The organism is Rhodovulum visakhapatnamense, from assembly GCF_004365965.1.
Lineage (GTDB): Bacteria > Pseudomonadota > Alphaproteobacteria > Rhodobacterales > Rhodobacteraceae > Rhodovulum > Rhodovulum visakhapatnamense.
Window position 1 is genome coordinate 81205 of the sequence record NZ_SOEB01000010.1, and the last position, 14378, is coordinate 95582.

Sequence of the window (14378 nt, forward strand, 5' to 3'; positions counted from 1 at the left end):
CCTCAGCGGCCCCGGGCGAGGTCCAGCGCCTCGGTCAGGGTTTCGCGGTCGCCGACATGATTGGCGAGAATCAGGATCAGCCGCGCGTTCAGCGCCTGGCTTTCGGCGTCGGACAGGCCGCGATGGGCGGCCAGAAGCTCGGCCAAGAAGCCGTCATGGTCGGGCAGGTTCGGGGCGGTGATCAGTTTCATTCCCGTCCCTCCCACATCGCCCGGATGGCGGCCGAAACCGCCCGGGACTCGGCCGTCACCCAGCGCGCGGCCACCACCAGATCGGGCCGGATCAGATACAGCGCCCGCTCGGCATCGCCCAGATAGCGGGTCCGAAGCGTGGGATCGGCCCGCACCGACAGCGTCGGAATCTGCAGCCCGTCGGGGGCCGCGCAGTTGATCGCCAGCAGCGTCGGCCCGGGGCCGATCTGGTCCAGCAGCCAGCCATTGCCGATCCGCGCCTCGGGCGCTGCGGCGCCGGGCCGGGCCTCGTCGGGCAAGAGCAGGTCGTCGGGCGCGCCGGTCGCATAGATGCAGGGCACGGCCAGACGTCCGGCATTGACCCATTCTCGGGCAAAGGCGGTTTCGCGGGCCAGCGCCAGCACCTGATCGCGAAACAGCCGCTCGACCCCCGGGGCGGGCGAGATGAAGCTTGCGGCCCGGGCGGAATCGCGCAGGTTCTCGTCGGCGGCCTGGACCCGCTCGCGGTTGTAGCTGTCCAGCAGCCGCTCGTCGGCCCGGCCTTCCAGCACGGCGGCCAGCTTCCAGCCCAGGTTCTCGACATCCCGCAGCCCGCCATTGGCGCCCCGGGCCGAGAAGGGCGGCACCAGATGCGCGGCATCGCCCAGAAAGATCACCCGGCCATGGACGAACTCGGCCAGCCGACGGCTTTGGAAGGTGTAGATCGACACCCATTCCAGATCGAAATCGGGCCCCACCACCGCCTGAATGCGCGGGATCACCCGGTCCGGCCGCGCCTCTTCCCCGGCATTGGCCAGGCGCCCCAGTTGCAGGTCGATACGATAGACATTGTCGGCCTGGGGCATCAGCATCGCCGACTGGCCGGAATGGAACGAGGGGTCGAACCAGAACCAGCGCTCGGCTGGGAAATCGGCCTCCATCTCGATATCGGCGACGAGAAAGCGCTCCTCGTAGAATTCTCCCTCGAAATCCAGATCCATCAGCGCGCGCGTCAGCGACCGGGCGCCGTCGCAGGCCAGCAGATAATCGGCCGAAAGCCTGTAGGGGCCGTCGGGCGTCTTGACCGAAAGCTCGACACCGGTCCCGTCCGGGTCGACGCCGGTCAGCCGGTTGCGGAAGCGCAGGTCGATCAGCGGCTCGGCCAGCGCGCGCGCGATCAGGATGTCCTCGATATGGTATTGCTGCAGATTGGCGAAGGGCGGGAAGCGGCCAGCCGCCGTCCCGGCCATGTCGAAGCTGAAGATCTCTTCGTCGCCATGGCTAATTCGAGCGATGCTCCAGGGCACGGCGCGGGCCATCACCTGATCGACGATGCCGAGCCGCGCGAAAAGCTGCAGGCTGCGCTCGGACCAGACGATGGCGCGCGAGCCGATCGTGACCGAGGATTTGTCCTCGAGCACCACCGAGGCGATGCCGAGCCGCGCAAGATCCAGCGCCATCGCCAGCCCGACCGGCCCCGCGCCGACCACCACGACGCGGTGACGCGGTTCGGGCCCGCTCAGCCCGGGCGGCGCGGAATAGGGAAGCGGCTTGTAGTCATAGGGCATCACGCATCCTCCACCGGCGGCCCGGGCAGGGACAGGCCCGGGATGCCGACGCGTCGGCGGATTTTCCGGATCGGGAGGCGAAAGAACGCGACGCTTCCGGCGCGACCCTCAGGTCGCCGCGGACGGCCCCTCTCCTCATCGCAGTCTCCCACACCGGTTCTTGTTCTTATCCGCTGTTCGGGCGTTAACCTCTGCTACTCGACTGGTCACTGCAACCGGTTTTTTCACACTAGATTTACAGCCCCGCTGCGGTCAGGCTGGCTGCGGGGCCGGTGCGCCGCGGGGCAGAGAGCCCGCCGCACCGGCCGATGAGGGGAGGAGGCCGAGAATGACCGGAATTGTGATCCTGGGGGCCGCGCGGACCGCGATCGGCACCTTCGGGGGCAGCCTTGCGGGCGTGCCGCCGATTGCGCTGGGGGCGACGGTGGCCAAAGCCGCGCTGGCGCGGGCGAAGCTTCCGGCCGACCGGGTCGGGCATGTGGCCTTCGGGCATGTCATCAATACCGAGCCGCGCGACATGTATCTCAGCCGGGTCGCGGCGATGGAGGCAGGCGTGCCCGACACGGTGCCTGCGATGAACGTCAACCGGCTGTGCGGGTCGGGGGCGCAGGCCATCGTGTCGGTGGTGCAGGCGCTGATGCTGAACGAGGCCGATTTCGGGCTGGCGGGCGGGGCCGAAAGCATGAGCCGCGCCCCCCATATCCTGCCGGATGCGCGCTGGGGCCGGAAGATGGGTGACACGCCCGCCGCGGACATGATGCTGGGGGCGCTGACCTGCCCGTTCGGGACCGGCCACATGGGGGTGACCGCCGAGAACGTGGCCGAGGCCCATGGCGTGTCGCGGGCCGATCAGGACGCCTTCGCGATGCAGAGCCAGGAGCGCGCGGCCTGGGCCATTGCCGAGGGCCGGTTCGACGCCCAGATCGTGCCGGTCGACGTGCAGAGGCGGCGCGAGACCGCGGCCTTCAAGGTCGATGAGCATCCCAAGGCCACGAGCCCCGAGGCGCTGGCGGCGCTTAGGCCCGCCTTCCGCAAGGACGGCAGCGTGACGGCGGGCAATGCGAGCGGCATCAATGACGGCGCCGCGGCGCTGGTGCTGGCACGCGAGGCGGCCGCCGAGGCGGCCGATCTGGTGCCGCTGGCCCGGATCGTCGGCTATGCCCATGCGGGCGTGGCGCCCGAGGTGATGGGGATCGGGCCGGTGCCCGCGGTCGAGGCGCTGTGTGCGCGGACCGGGCTGGCGCCGGACGCGTTCGACGTGATCGAAAGCAACGAGGCTTTCGCCGCGCAGGCGCTGGCGGTCAGCCGGATGCTGGGGCTCGACCCGGCCAGGGTGAACCCCAATGGCGGGGCCATCGCGCTGGGCCATCCGGTCGGGGCGACCGGCGCGATCCTGACGGTGAAGGCGATCTACGAGCTGGAACGGACCGGAGGCCGCCGTGCGCTGGTGACCATGTGCATCGGCGGCGGTCAGGGGATTGCGCTGGCGCTGGAGCGGATCTGATCCGGCGGAGGCCCCTTCGGGGCCATTCCTTCACTGCGGCGCGCCCCTGCCGGACGCCCCGGTTCGGGTATTTTTGCCAAGAAGAAAACAGGGGCTGTCAGTCGGTCAGGTGCAGGCGGGCGCGGGCGGCGTGCCCGGCGGCGTCGATGGCCGAGAGCGTCACAAAGCCCGGCCCCGGCGCGGGCAGGGCGGCGGTCCGGTGGCGCAGGCCGGTGGCGAGGGGGCGGCCATCGGCCAGCAGGGTGAAGGGCGGCGTGCCGCCCTCGATCTTGACCGCCAGGGGCGCGCCGTCGAGCGCCAGATCGGCGCCGTCGGGCGGGAAGGCCAGGCGCAGCGGGTCGGTGCCGGGGCTCTCGCCCGGCCGGAAGAAGCGGCGGAGCGGTGCGGGCAGGGCGCTGTTGGCCGCGATCAGCGTGCCGGGCGGGGGCGGGGGCAGCGCCTCGGGCGGGCCGAGCCGGGCGAAGGCGTCGAACAGCAGCGGCGCCGCGCGGTCGGCGCCGAAGGCGCCCGGCACCGGGGTCCCGTCGGGGCGGCCGATCCAGATCGCCACCACATGGCGCCCGTCGAAGCCCACCGCCCAGGCATCGCGATGGCCGTAGGAGGTGCCGGTCTTGAAGGCGATCCGGCCTTGCGGTGCGCTGGCGGGCGCGGGTACGCCGCGCAGGATGTCGGCGACCTGCCAGGCGGCCTCGGGGGTCAGCACCGGCGGGCCGTCGGCGGCGGGCGCAGCGCCGATGCGCCAGTAAAGCGGCACCGGGCGGCCGCCCTCGGCCAGGGCGGCATAGAGCCGGGCCAGGTCTTCGAGCGTCAGGCCGAGCCCGCCCAGCGCGATGGCAAGTCCGGGCGGGCCGTCGGGCAGGCGCGGCGCGGCGCCCGCGCGTTTCAGCCGGGCCAGCAGCCGGGCCGGGCCGAGTGCCTCGGTCAGCGCCACGGCGGGGATGTTGAGCGAGGCCTGAAGGGCGGCACGGACCGGCAGGGTGCCGCGGTAGCGGCCGTCGAAATTCGACGGGCGGTAGGGGCCGAAGGCGGTCGGGCGATCCTCGATCAGGGTTTCGGGATGGGCGAGCCCCTCGGCGAAGGCGAGGCCGTAGATCAGCGGCTTGAGCGTCGAGCCGGGCGAGCGTGTCGCCACCGCCATGTCGACGAAGCCGTCGCGGGCGGTGTCGGTGTAATCGGGGCTGCCGATCTCGGCCAGGATCTCGCCGGTCCGGTGGTCGGCCACGATCAGCGCGGCCGAGAGCCGGTCGCCCATCGGGCGGACGGTGCCCCGGACAAGCGTTTCCAGCCGCGCCTGCAGGCCCGCATCGAGGGTCAGGCGATGGAGGCGCGTCCCCGGCTCGGCGGCGCGGGCGCGGTCGGCCAGATGGGGCGCAAGCTCGGGAAAGGCGCGGCGGGTCGTGGGCACCGGGCTTCGGGCGGCGCGGGCGGCGGTTTCGGCGTCCAGAACGCCCGCCTCTGCCATCCGCGTCAGCACCCGGTCGCGGGCGGCCCGGGCGGCGTTGGCCGCGCGGTCGGGGCGGCGGGTTTCGGGCGATTGCGGCAGCGCCACCAGCAGCGCCGCCTCGGCCGGGCTCAGGCGCGCGGGCGGTTTGCCGAACCAGGCGAGGCTGCCCGCCGCGATGCCTTCGAGATTGCCGCCGAAGGGGGCGCGGGCCAGATAAAGCGCGAGGATGCCGTCCTTGCCGATCCGCCGTTCCAGCGCCAGCGCCACCCGCATCTGCCGGAGCTTGCCCGCCCAGCGCCCGGTGCCGCTGTCTTCCAGCAACCGCGCGGTCTGCATCGACAGCGTCGAGCCGCCCGAGACGATCCGGCCCTGCGCCAGCGCCTGGCCCGCCGCCCGCAAAAGCGCGCGCGCGTCGATGCCGGGATGGGACCGGAACCGGCGGTCCTCATAGGTGACGAGCATCTTCAGATAAAGCGGATCGACCCGGTCGGGACTGGCCGCCAGCCGCCAGCGTCCGTCCTCGACGGTATAGGCGCGCAGCAGCGTGCCGTGCCGGTCCAGCACCTCGACCGAAGTCTCAGTGGCCAGCGGCGGCAGCACGGTCGCGTCGATCCAGGCGTCGACCGCATCGCGTGCGGCGGCGCCGAGGAACAGCACCGCCGCCAGCGCGGGCAGAAGCGCCCTCATGGCGTGACGCTGGCGCGACCCGCATCGGTCCAGGCGCGGCGGTCGGGACGATACATGTCCTCGACGCTGGCCGCAGGGGCGCGATAGGTCCCGGGCGCGGTGGCGCGCAGGATATAGGCCAGCCGGAACGGATCGGCCGACCCCCAGTCGATGGCGGCAAGAAACCGGTCCTGTCTTGCCTCGCTGTGCTGGACACCGGCGGTGGTGCCAAGCCAGTCCAGCGCCCGGATGTCGCCCGCCCGCAGCAGGTTCGGGTTGTCGATCTCGAAGCCCGCCGGGATCGGGTCCGAGACCATCAGCCGGGCCTGATCGGCCGAGAACGGCGTCACCTCCAGCACCGTCACGATCCGGGTGCCCTGCGGCACGGCGTCAAGCGTGACCGCATCGCCCTCCAGCGTGTAGTGCTGCCGCGAGATGGCATAGCCGTTGCCGCCCGCGGGGTCCGGCACCTCGGGCACGCCGAAGCTGGTGACGGTCAGGGTCTCGGCGCGGCCACTGTCATTGCCCAGCACCGCCGGACCCTCGCCGGGGGCCAGAAGCCGCACCAGCGGTCCGGTCAGGGGCGCGCCGTTCAGCGTGAAGCCCTCGGCGCCGGGACGGTCGATCAGCTCATGGGTGGCCAGCAGCATCCAGCTTGCCTCCTGGGTCGAGAGCGGCCGGTCGGTCTCCGCCAGATAGCGGGTCAGCGCGTCGCGGTCGACAGCGGTGCTGCCGGCGGCGAGGGCCAGCGTCAGAAGCCCCGCCGCGTCGCGCAGGTCGGTGCCGTAGTCGATGCGCCAGACCGGGGGCTCGGCCCGGCCCATCCGCCCGGCCATCATCCGGGCGGCGCGGGCGAACATCAGATCGGCCCGCGTCGGGTCGCCATAGGCGGCCAGCGCCGCGCCAAGCTGCCCGGCAGCCAGCGGTGTCGCGAAGGCCCCGGCCCTGGTGTCGGCATAATAGCGCAGGTCGGCCATCGCGGCCTTGCCCTCGCGCGCCAGCACCATCAGCGCATAGGCGATATCCTCGCCGCCATCGTCGAAATCGGGTGCGTAATTGACCCGGTTCTGTAGGTTGTCGAGCGCCATTCCGAAAGCCCGGTCGGGCACCGTCACCCCTTGCGCGCGGGCGCGCGACAGGAAATCGGTGACATAGGCGTCGAGCCAGAAATCGCCCGCACCCGGAGCCCAGAGCCCGAACCCGCCCGAGGGCGACTGGTTGGCCAGCACCTCGGTCACCGCCTGATCCAGCCGTTCGGCCAGCCGCTCGCGGGTGCCAAGCCCCAGCGCCTCGGCCACCTGGTCGAGATAGAGCAGCGGCAGCGCCTTCGACGTCACCTGTTCGGTGCAGCCATAGGGATAGCGGTCGAGGCCGGCCAGCAGCCCCGCCGCATCGAGCCGCGCGATCGGACCAAGCGCCAGCGTCGCGCGCCCGGTCCCGGGCAGCATGTCGGCGAACAACGCGTCATCGGCGGTGAAGCTCTGCCCGTCGGCGAGGGTAAAGCGCGAGGTCCGCACGACTTCTGGGTCGGTGACCTCGACCGGCAGCGTCAGGGTCCGGCTCAGCACCTTGCCATCGGGCGTGGTCAGGGCGACCTCGACATGGTGAACCCCCGGCATGCCCGCCGTGATCGGGATCGACAGCGCGGTCTTGCCGCCCTCGGCCAGCTCGACCGCCTCGGGGATCGCGGCCGGATCGAGGGTGACGCCCTCGGCTGTGACGCTCAGCGGCATCCGCCCGGCCGGGCCTTCGGCATGGACCAGCTCCAGCAGCAGGCGGCTTTCATCGCCGGGCGCAAGGAATCGCGGCAGGCTGGCGGTCACCACCACCGGATCGCGGATCAGGATATCGGCCTCGGCCTGGCCGATCCCGGTCGGCGACCAGGCGACCGCCATCAGCCGCAGCGTGCCGTTGAAGGCGGGGATGTCGAGCCGGGCACGGGCAACGCCGTCCGCGCCAACCGTCACCGGCCCCGAGAACAGCGCGACCAGTTCCTCGGTCGGCGGCGGCGCCTGACGGCGCATCCCGGCCGTGCCGTCGCCGCCCGAGCGCACCGTGCCCATGGCGCCGTTCAGCCCGTCGATGAGCCGCCCATAGACGTCGCGCAGCCCCATCCCCAGCTTTCTCTGCCCGAAATAATGGCTGTCCGGGTCGGGGCTGGCAAAGGCCGTGACGTTCAGGATGCCCAGATCGACGGCCGCGATGGTGGCATAGGCGGTTTCGCCCGGGGCGATGCCGTCGACCTTCAGCGCGATGTCGAGCGGCTGGCGCGGCTCGGCCTCGGCCGGGACCTCGAAGTCGGCCGCGAGGCGATGCGGGCCGGGGTCGACGGCGGCATGAGCCAGCCCCAGCGCCCGGGCCGGGTTATGGCCCGCAGGCAGGTCCATCGGCCGGATCAGGGTCGCGGCGACATAGGCGCCCGCGCCCCAGTCATCGGTCACCGGCAGGCGGACGACGTTCTCGCCCTCGGTCAGATCGACCGGCACCATGTCGATCAGCCGGTTCGACATCACGGTGACCAGCCCCTTGCCTGCCTCGCGCGGCACGATCCTCAGCGTCGCGGTCTCGCCGGGGCGATAGGCGGGCTTGTCCAGAGACAGCTCCAGCATGTCGGGCGTGGTGCTGGCATCGGCGGGCGCGTACCAGCCGGCCTCGAAGGCGACCGCGGCCTCGGCCCAGGCGCCGTCGCGGCGTTCTGCCACCAGTTCGTAGCGGCCCCAGCGCACCGGCACCTCGACCGAGGCGCGGCCGTTCTCGAGCCGGGCCTCGCCGTCGGCGATGCGCTCGCGCGTGGTGATCGGTTCCCAGGCCCAGTCGCCATCGACCCGGTACCACTGATAGCGGGTCTCGACCCTGTTCAGCACCCAGTGCAGCACCGAGTCCCCGGGCTGGCCGTCAGCCCCCAGCACGATCAGGTCGAACCCGGCCTCGGCGCCTTCGGGCAGGTCGCCGTCAAAGCGCGGCCTGATCCCGACCATCGGGCCGGACGGCACGACGGGGCGGGTGAGGCTGCGTTCGACCGGGCGCCCCGAGCCTTCGGACAGGCGCAGGGTGATCCGGGCCTCGACCGGCTGGCCCTCGGTCCTGAGGGGGGGCAGCGACAGCCCGATCCGGGCCTGACCGGCCGCATCGGTGCGGCCCGCGCCCTCGATTGCGGCCATCGCGGGTGCGACCGAGGCGTCGTAGCGGCCGAAGACGAAGCCCGGATAGGCGGGCAGACCCGAGACGGCGGCCAGGCGTACCTCGCCCTCGATCGGCAGATCGGCCCCCGGCGCGCCAAAGAGATAGCGCGCCTCGACCGACAGCAGCGGCGGGGCGGCGGGGTCGATGGGCGCCTCGGGCAGGCCGAGGTCGAAATCGATGCGTTCGGGCAGGAAATCCTCGACCAGGATCTTGGACGAGGCCAGCGCGGGCGCCTCGGGATCGGCGTAAAGGTCGAGCGTCCAGGTGCCGCGCGGTGCGGTCCCGGCGATGTCCAGATCGAAGACATGGCCGCCCGCGATGCCGCCCGGCGACAGCTGGCGGGCATGTTCCAGCCCGTCGGGGCGCGTCAGGATCGCGGTCAGCGGCAGATCGGCGATGGCCTCGGCCCGGTCGTCGCGCGCCAGCGCGGTTGCATGCACGGTCTCGCCGGTGCGGTAGGCGCCGCGATCGGTGGTCAGGAAGACGTCGATGGGCGGGGTGGGCTCGCGGCCCTCGACGCCCCGGTCCGACAGATCGAATTCGGGATCGGTCAGCGACAGGAAGGCGATGTCGGCGGCCCCATCCTCGGCGGCCCCATCCTCGGCGGTCAGCATGGCAGGCGCGGCGCCCGCGCGTCCGCGCGTGAGCCCCGGTTCGAACCGCGCATAGCCCTGCGCGTCGGTCATGGCGGTGCCCAGAACCTCGTTCGCGCGGGACAGCAGCGAGACCTTGATCCCGGACTTCGGTTCGGCACTGCCAAGCGCGCGCACGAAGACATGCAGCCCGTCGGTGCCGCTCATGCTGGCAAGCCCCAGGTCGGACAGCACGAACCACTGGGTCGCGGCGGGCACGTCATATGGGTCCTCGCCCGGGATCGCGGCAGTCAGCGCATAGATCCCGGCGGGCTGGCCCGCCAGAGCCTCATCGAGCGGCAGCCGGGTGGTCACGTCGCGGTTGAGATCGCGCCCGACCTCGGCCAGGCCCGACCAGACCTTTTCGGCCAGATCGGTCGAGACCGTCTCCTCCTCCCAGGGCGACAGCGCCTCGCCGAAATAGCCGCTCTGCACCGACCGCAGCAGGTTCCGGTCGGACATCCGGTAAAGCGTCAGGCCAAGCCGGTCCGAATTGACGGTGACGACGGGCAGCGCGGTGCCGCCCGTCTTCGGCAGGACATAGGCGCGGCCTGGGAACCGGACCGAGGGGCTGCGGTCGCGCACATACTGGGTCAGCGTCACGGGCTTTGCCAGCGTCTCGCCGCTTGCGGCGGGCAGACCGGCGCGGAAGGTCAGCCGGTAGCGTTCGCCATGGCTCAGCCCCTCGACGCACAGCCGCCGGTCCTCGGCGGTGACGGCCAGGCCCGGGTCGGGCAATTGCACGAAGGGGGCGTAGTCGATCCGGGCCTTGACCAGATCCTCTGAGAATTCGGCGCAGATCCGGGGCCGGGCGGCATCGCTTTCGACCACGGTATCGGTGATCCGGAAGCCGTATTTGCCGATGGCCTCGTCAAGGCGCGCGGACAGCTCGTCCCGGGGCGCGAGCGTCTGTGCCAGTCGCAGCGCCGGGATCATGTCGCGGCCACGGCCGAGATCCTCGAGCGCCGTCGCCATCACCTCCAGTGCGCGGGCGCGGAGCGCCGGGGCGCCACCGCGCAGATAGGCGTTGACCGCCGCCGAAAGGGCGTCGCCGCGGGCGCGGCGCCGGGCGCCGCTGTCCTCGGGCGACAGCGCGGCCGAGGCGGCGGCGTAATCCGTCCAGGCGGCGGCATCGTCGCCCAGCGCGACCGCGGCGCCCAGCTGGCGGCGGGCTTCGGCCGGGCGGTTCGCGGCGCGCGCAGAGGCGGCCGCGCGGCGCAGTTCCTCCAGGGTGGCGCCGTCGACCGGATGGTCCTGCGGCAGCTTCTCGGCCTGCTCGCGGGCCTCGGCCAGATCGCTGTCGCGCAGGAACCCAAGCTCGGCCGCGCGGGCCGGGGCTGCGGCGAGAACCGCCGGGTCGGTCGCAGCGATCCGGGCCGAGACGGCCCCGGAATAGGGCGTGGGCGCGTCGGCCCGGGACTTGGGGAAACAGGCGCCGGCGCGGGCGTTGAAGGTGAAGGCTGTGCAGCGCGCATCGCTCAGGCAGGCGCGCAGGCAGCCCGGCAGGCTGGTGTCGAGAAGGGTCCGAAGATCGCCGCCGGGAAAGTCCATGTCGCGCCACAGCACCGCGCGCCGCTCGGGCAGCGGGCCGCCCTCGGACTGGGCCGAGGACTGGGCCGAGGACTGGGCCGAGGACTGGGTGGCCGCGCCGGTCGTCAGGATCGCAAGAGCGCTGAGGGCAAGGGCCAGAAGGGCGGCTGAACGGGCCATCGAGGCCTCCTCGTCAGGCTGAAATTGCCGGGATGCTGACACGTCACGCGCGTATTTGGCAAGGATTCCCGGCCGCGTTAATCGGCTGTTCACCGTGAAGCGCCCAATACCGGAGAAACGAGTCCCAGGGGTCCGGAATGGATCTGCATGACAAGCTGGCCAAGGAACGGCGCGCCCGTCTGGCAGCAGAACGCCTGCTGGAACAGAAAAGCCGCGAGCTGTTCGAAGCGAACCGCCGCCTGGCGCTGCATGCGCGTGCCCTGTCGGAAGAGATCGTCCAGACCCGCCAGACCGCCGAGGAACTGCGCGGCCGCAACAACAAGGTCATGAACGAACTGGCCGAGGTCTCGAAGGCCTTCACCGTGGCCAAGCAGCGGCTCTGGGATTCGCTCGAAACCGTCAAGGACGGCTTTTCGCTGTTCGATGCCGACGACCGGCTGGTGATCGCCAACAATGCCTTCTTCGAGCTGTTCGAGGGGCTCGAGGCGGTTGCGCCCGGTGCCCGTTATGACGAGATCATCCGTCTTGCGGTCGAGGAGGGCCTGTTCGACATCGGCGACGAACGTCCGCAGGCATTCGCCGAGGATCTGCTGTCGCGCTGGCATCTCGATCCGGTGCCCTCACGGGTCGTCCGGCTCTGGACCGGCGAATACATGAAACTGATCGACCGCCGCACGCCTTCGGGCGATATGGTCTGTCTGGCGATCAACATCACCGACATGATGCGGATGTGGGCCTCGGTCGAGGCGATCCCCGACGCCTTCGTGCTGTACGACTACGAAGACCGGCTGGTGATGTGCAACGACCGCTACCGCGAGTTCTATGCCGAAAGCGCCAAGGCCATGGTCCCGGGGGCCAAATTCGAGGATGTGCTGCGTCACGGGCTGGCGCATGGCCAGTACCCCGAGGCCCTGGGCCGCGAGGAAGAGTGGCTGACCGAACGGATGACCAACCACCAGAAGCCCGGAGCCCCGGTCGAACAGCGGCTGGCCGACGGGCGCTGGCTGCGCATTCTCGAACAGCGCACCCCCGATGGCGGGATCGTCGGGCTTCGGGTCGACATCACCGAACAGAAGCGCCAGCAAGAGGCGCTGGATCACGCCCGCGTCGCCGCCGAGGCCGCGAACCGCGCCAAGTCGGCCTTCCTCGCCAACATGAGCCACGAGTTGCGGACCCCGATGAACGGGGTGGTCGGCATGGCCGAACTGTTGTGCGAAACCGACATGTCCGAAGAACAGCGGCTTTACGCCCATACCATCCGCGAGTCGGGCGAGGCGCTTCTGGGGCTTTTGAACGACGTGCTCGATTATTCCAAGATCGAGGCCGACAAGCTGACCCTGCATCCCGAACCCTTCGATCTGGAACGGACCATCCACGAGGTGGTGATGCTGCTGCAGGCGCCTGCGCGCGACAAGCGGCTGGACATGCTGATCGACTACGACATCTTCCTGCCCACGCGCTTTGTGGGCGACGGGGTGCGGGTGCGGCAGATCCTCACCAACCTCGTCGGCAACGCGGTCAAGTTCACCGAGGAAGGCCATGTGCTGGTGCGTGTCGTTGGCATCGAGGATGCGCCCGGCAGCTACCAGATCCACCTGACCGTCGAGGATACAGGCATCGGCATCTCTCCCGATCTGCAAGAGCATATCTTCGGCGAGTTCAACCAGGTCGACGACCAGGAAAACCGCAAGTTCGAGGGGACCGGGCTGGGCCTGGCCATCACCAAGCGGCTGGTGGGCATGATGGAGGGCGAGATCTGGCTGGTCTCGGAAAAAGGCGAGGGGGCCTGTTTCGGCATCCGCCTGACGCTTCCGGTCTGCGAAGAGGCCGACGACCTGCCGGTCGCGCCCGCCATCGGCGCGCGTCGGGTGCTGGTGGTCGACGACCAGGAGGTGAACCGTACCATCCTCGAACGCCAGCTGGCCCAGCTGGGGCTGGAGGTCGTCTGCCACATCTGCGGCGAACTCGCGCTTCAGGACGCTCAGGGCTTCGATCTTGTCATCACCGATCACCGCATGCCCGGGATGGACGGCATGTCCTTCGCGCGGGCGCTGCGCGACGGAGGCTATGCCGGGCCGATCCTGATGCTGTCCTCGAACCCGATGCGAATGCGGGCGACCGACGACCCGCAGTCGAGCGGGATCGACCTGATCCTGCAAAAGCCGCTGCTGCGGCGCGCGCTTTTCGAGGCGGTGGCGAAGCTCGCGCCGCCCGGACCGGCCGCGGCCGCCCCCGCCGCGCTGCCCGCGCCGGACCCCTCGACCGGTGACCCGGCACCCGGCGGCGCCCTCCCGATGCGGGTGCTCGCGGCCGAGGACAACCGCACGAACCGGCTGGTTCTGGAAAAGATGCTGGGCGGGCTCGCGCTCGAGATCCGCTTTGCCAAGGACGGGAACGAGGCGGTCGACGCCTTCGCCGAGGCGCGACCGGACCTGATCCTGATGGACATCTCGATGCCGGGCTGCGACGGCAAGGAGGCCACGCGCCGGATCCGCGCGCTCGAGGCCGGAACCGGGGTCGCGCCGGTGCCGGTGATTGCGCTGACCGCCCATGCGCTCAGCGGCGATGTTCTCGAAATCCTCGAGGCCGGGCTTGACGGCTGCCTGACCAAGCCCTTGCGCAAGGCCGAGATCGTCGAGACGCTGGAGGCCTACCGCCCCGACGGCCGCCTGCCGATCCTGCCGGGTGCGGCGGCGGGGGGGGCGTGAGCCGGGCGTTCCGTCAGGAGTCGCCGTCCCGCAGGAACACGAGCGTGCTGTCGTCCGAAACTTCGGGCCGGAACCGGTAGCCGCCCGCGTCGAAGTCCTTCAGGCCCTCGGGATCGGTCAGGCGGCGTTCGACGATGAACCGCGCCATCGCGCCCCGTGCCTTCTTGGCGTAGAAGCTGACGATCTTCGGCCCCGAGGGGCGCTCCTCGAAAAAGACCGGCGTGACGACCTTGGGCCTTAGTGCGGCCCGGTCGGCGGCGGTGAAATACTCCTTGCTGGCGCAGTTCACCAGAAAGTCCGTGCCTGCCGCCTCTGCCGCGCGGTTCAGCGCCTCGGCGACCCGGTCGCCCCAGAAGTCGTACAGGCAGGCGCCTTTCTCGGTCGCCAGCCGGCTGCCCATTTCCAGCCGGTGCGGCTGGATCGCGTCGAGCGGACGCAACAGCCCGTACAGCCCCGACAGGATGCGCAGATGGCCTTGGGCATAGCGCAGGTCTTCGGGATCAAGCGATCCGGCATCGAGCCCGGCATAGGTGTCGCCGTCGAAAAGATGGACGGCGGGTTTCACCGCCTCGGGGGCGGGTTCGGCCTGAAAGCCCGCGAACCGCGCGGCATTGAGGCAGGCGAAGCTGTCGCTGATATGCATGAGCCCGCGCAGATCCTCGGGCGACAGCCGCGCCGCCACCCCGGCCAGATGGGTGGCTTCGGCCTGAAACTCGGGCCGCGTCGTCTCGGCCATCTCGGGACCGGGCTTTTCGTCAAGCCGTTTGGCGGGCGAAATCACCACAAGCATCGG

7 protein-coding genes are annotated in these 14378 nt (G+C 71.0%); 2 read left to right on the top strand and 5 right to left on the bottom strand.

All coding sequences use genetic code 11. The features are described from left to right. Positions 1 to 2 precede the first annotated feature (2 nt). Both EV657_RS10820 and EV657_RS10825 read right to left on the bottom strand, forming a co-directional pair. Positions 3 to 191, bottom strand: a complete 189-nt coding sequence (locus EV657_RS10820; RefSeq protein ID WP_113669149.1) for a DUF2783 domain-containing protein — start codon at positions 189 to 191, stop codon at positions 3 to 5. Next, positions 188 to 1738 (bottom strand): FAD-dependent monooxygenase, encoded by a 1551-nt coding sequence (locus tag EV657_RS10825; protein ID WP_134077877.1) that lies wholly within the window; start codon positions 1736 to 1738, stop codon positions 188 to 190. Before EV657_RS10825 ends, EV657_RS10820 begins: the two co-directional genes overlap by 4 nt. Before the next feature lie 328 nt (positions 1739 to 2066). Here EV657_RS10825 and bktB point away from each other — a divergent pair, with 328 nt between their 5' ends. After that, entirely contained in the window at positions 2067 to 3242 is a 1176-nt protein-coding gene (gene bktB / locus EV657_RS10830) for a beta-ketothiolase BktB (protein WP_134077878.1), read from the top strand. A 97-nt stretch (positions 3243 to 3339) separates the two neighbouring features. Here the strand turns inward: bktB and pbpC are convergent, their stop codons facing one another. Continuing rightward, positions 3340 to 5373, bottom strand: coding sequence for a penicillin-binding protein 1C (gene pbpC / locus EV657_RS10835; RefSeq protein ID WP_134077879.1), 2034 nt, complete (start codon positions 5371 to 5373; stop codon positions 3340 to 3342). After that, the gene (locus EV657_RS10840; protein ID WP_134077880.1) at positions 5370 to 10877 is read right to left on the bottom strand and encodes an alpha-2-macroglobulin family protein; all 5508 of its coding nucleotides are present in this window, start codon (positions 10875 to 10877) and stop codon (positions 5370 to 5372) included. The genes pbpC and EV657_RS10840 overlap by 4 nt, the downstream gene beginning before the upstream one ends. Positions 10878 to 11014: 137 nt before the next feature. On the opposite strand from EV657_RS10840, the gene EV657_RS10845 reads away from it, so the two are divergent. Next, a complete protein-coding gene (locus EV657_RS10845) occupies positions 11015 to 13585 on the top strand; it encodes a response regulator (RefSeq protein WP_134077881.1) in 2571 nt (856 codons plus the stop codon). 13 nt (positions 13586 to 13598) lie between these two features. On the opposite strand, the gene yaaA is transcribed toward EV657_RS10845, so the two are convergent. Next, on the bottom strand, positions 13599 to 14375 hold the full coding sequence (gene yaaA / locus EV657_RS10850; protein WP_134077882.1) for a peroxide stress protein YaaA: 777 nt from the start codon (positions 14373 to 14375) through the stop codon (positions 13599 to 13601). Between the last annotated feature and the right edge of the window lie 3 nt (positions 14376 to 14378).

Bases quoted from the DNA above. Each gene is read 5' to 3' on its own strand.
- EV657_RS10820 (WP_113669149.1), bottom strand. From the start codon at position 191: ATGAAACTGATCACCGCCCCGAACCTGCCCGACCATGACGGCTTCTTG.
- EV657_RS10825 (WP_134077877.1), bottom strand. From the start codon at position 1,738: ATGCCCTATGACTACAAGCCGCTTCCCTATTCCGCGCCGCCCGGGCTG.
- bktB (WP_134077878.1), top strand. From the start codon at position 2,067: ATGACCGGAATTGTGATCCTGGGGGCCGCGCGGACCGCGATCGGCACC.
- pbpC (WP_134077879.1), bottom strand. From the start codon at position 5,373: ATGAGGGCGCTTCTGCCCGCGCTGGCGGCGGTGCTGTTCCTCGGCGCC.
- EV657_RS10840 (WP_134077880.1), bottom strand. From the start codon at position 10,877: ATGGCCCGTTCAGCCGCCCTTCTGGCCCTTGCCCTCAGCGCTCTTGCG.
- EV657_RS10845 (WP_134077881.1), top strand. From the start codon at position 11,015: ATGGATCTGCATGACAAGCTGGCCAAGGAACGGCGCGCCCGTCTGGCA.
- yaaA (WP_134077882.1), bottom strand. From the start codon at position 14,375: ATGCTTGTGGTGATTTCGCCCGCCAAACGGCTTGACGAAAAGCCCGGT.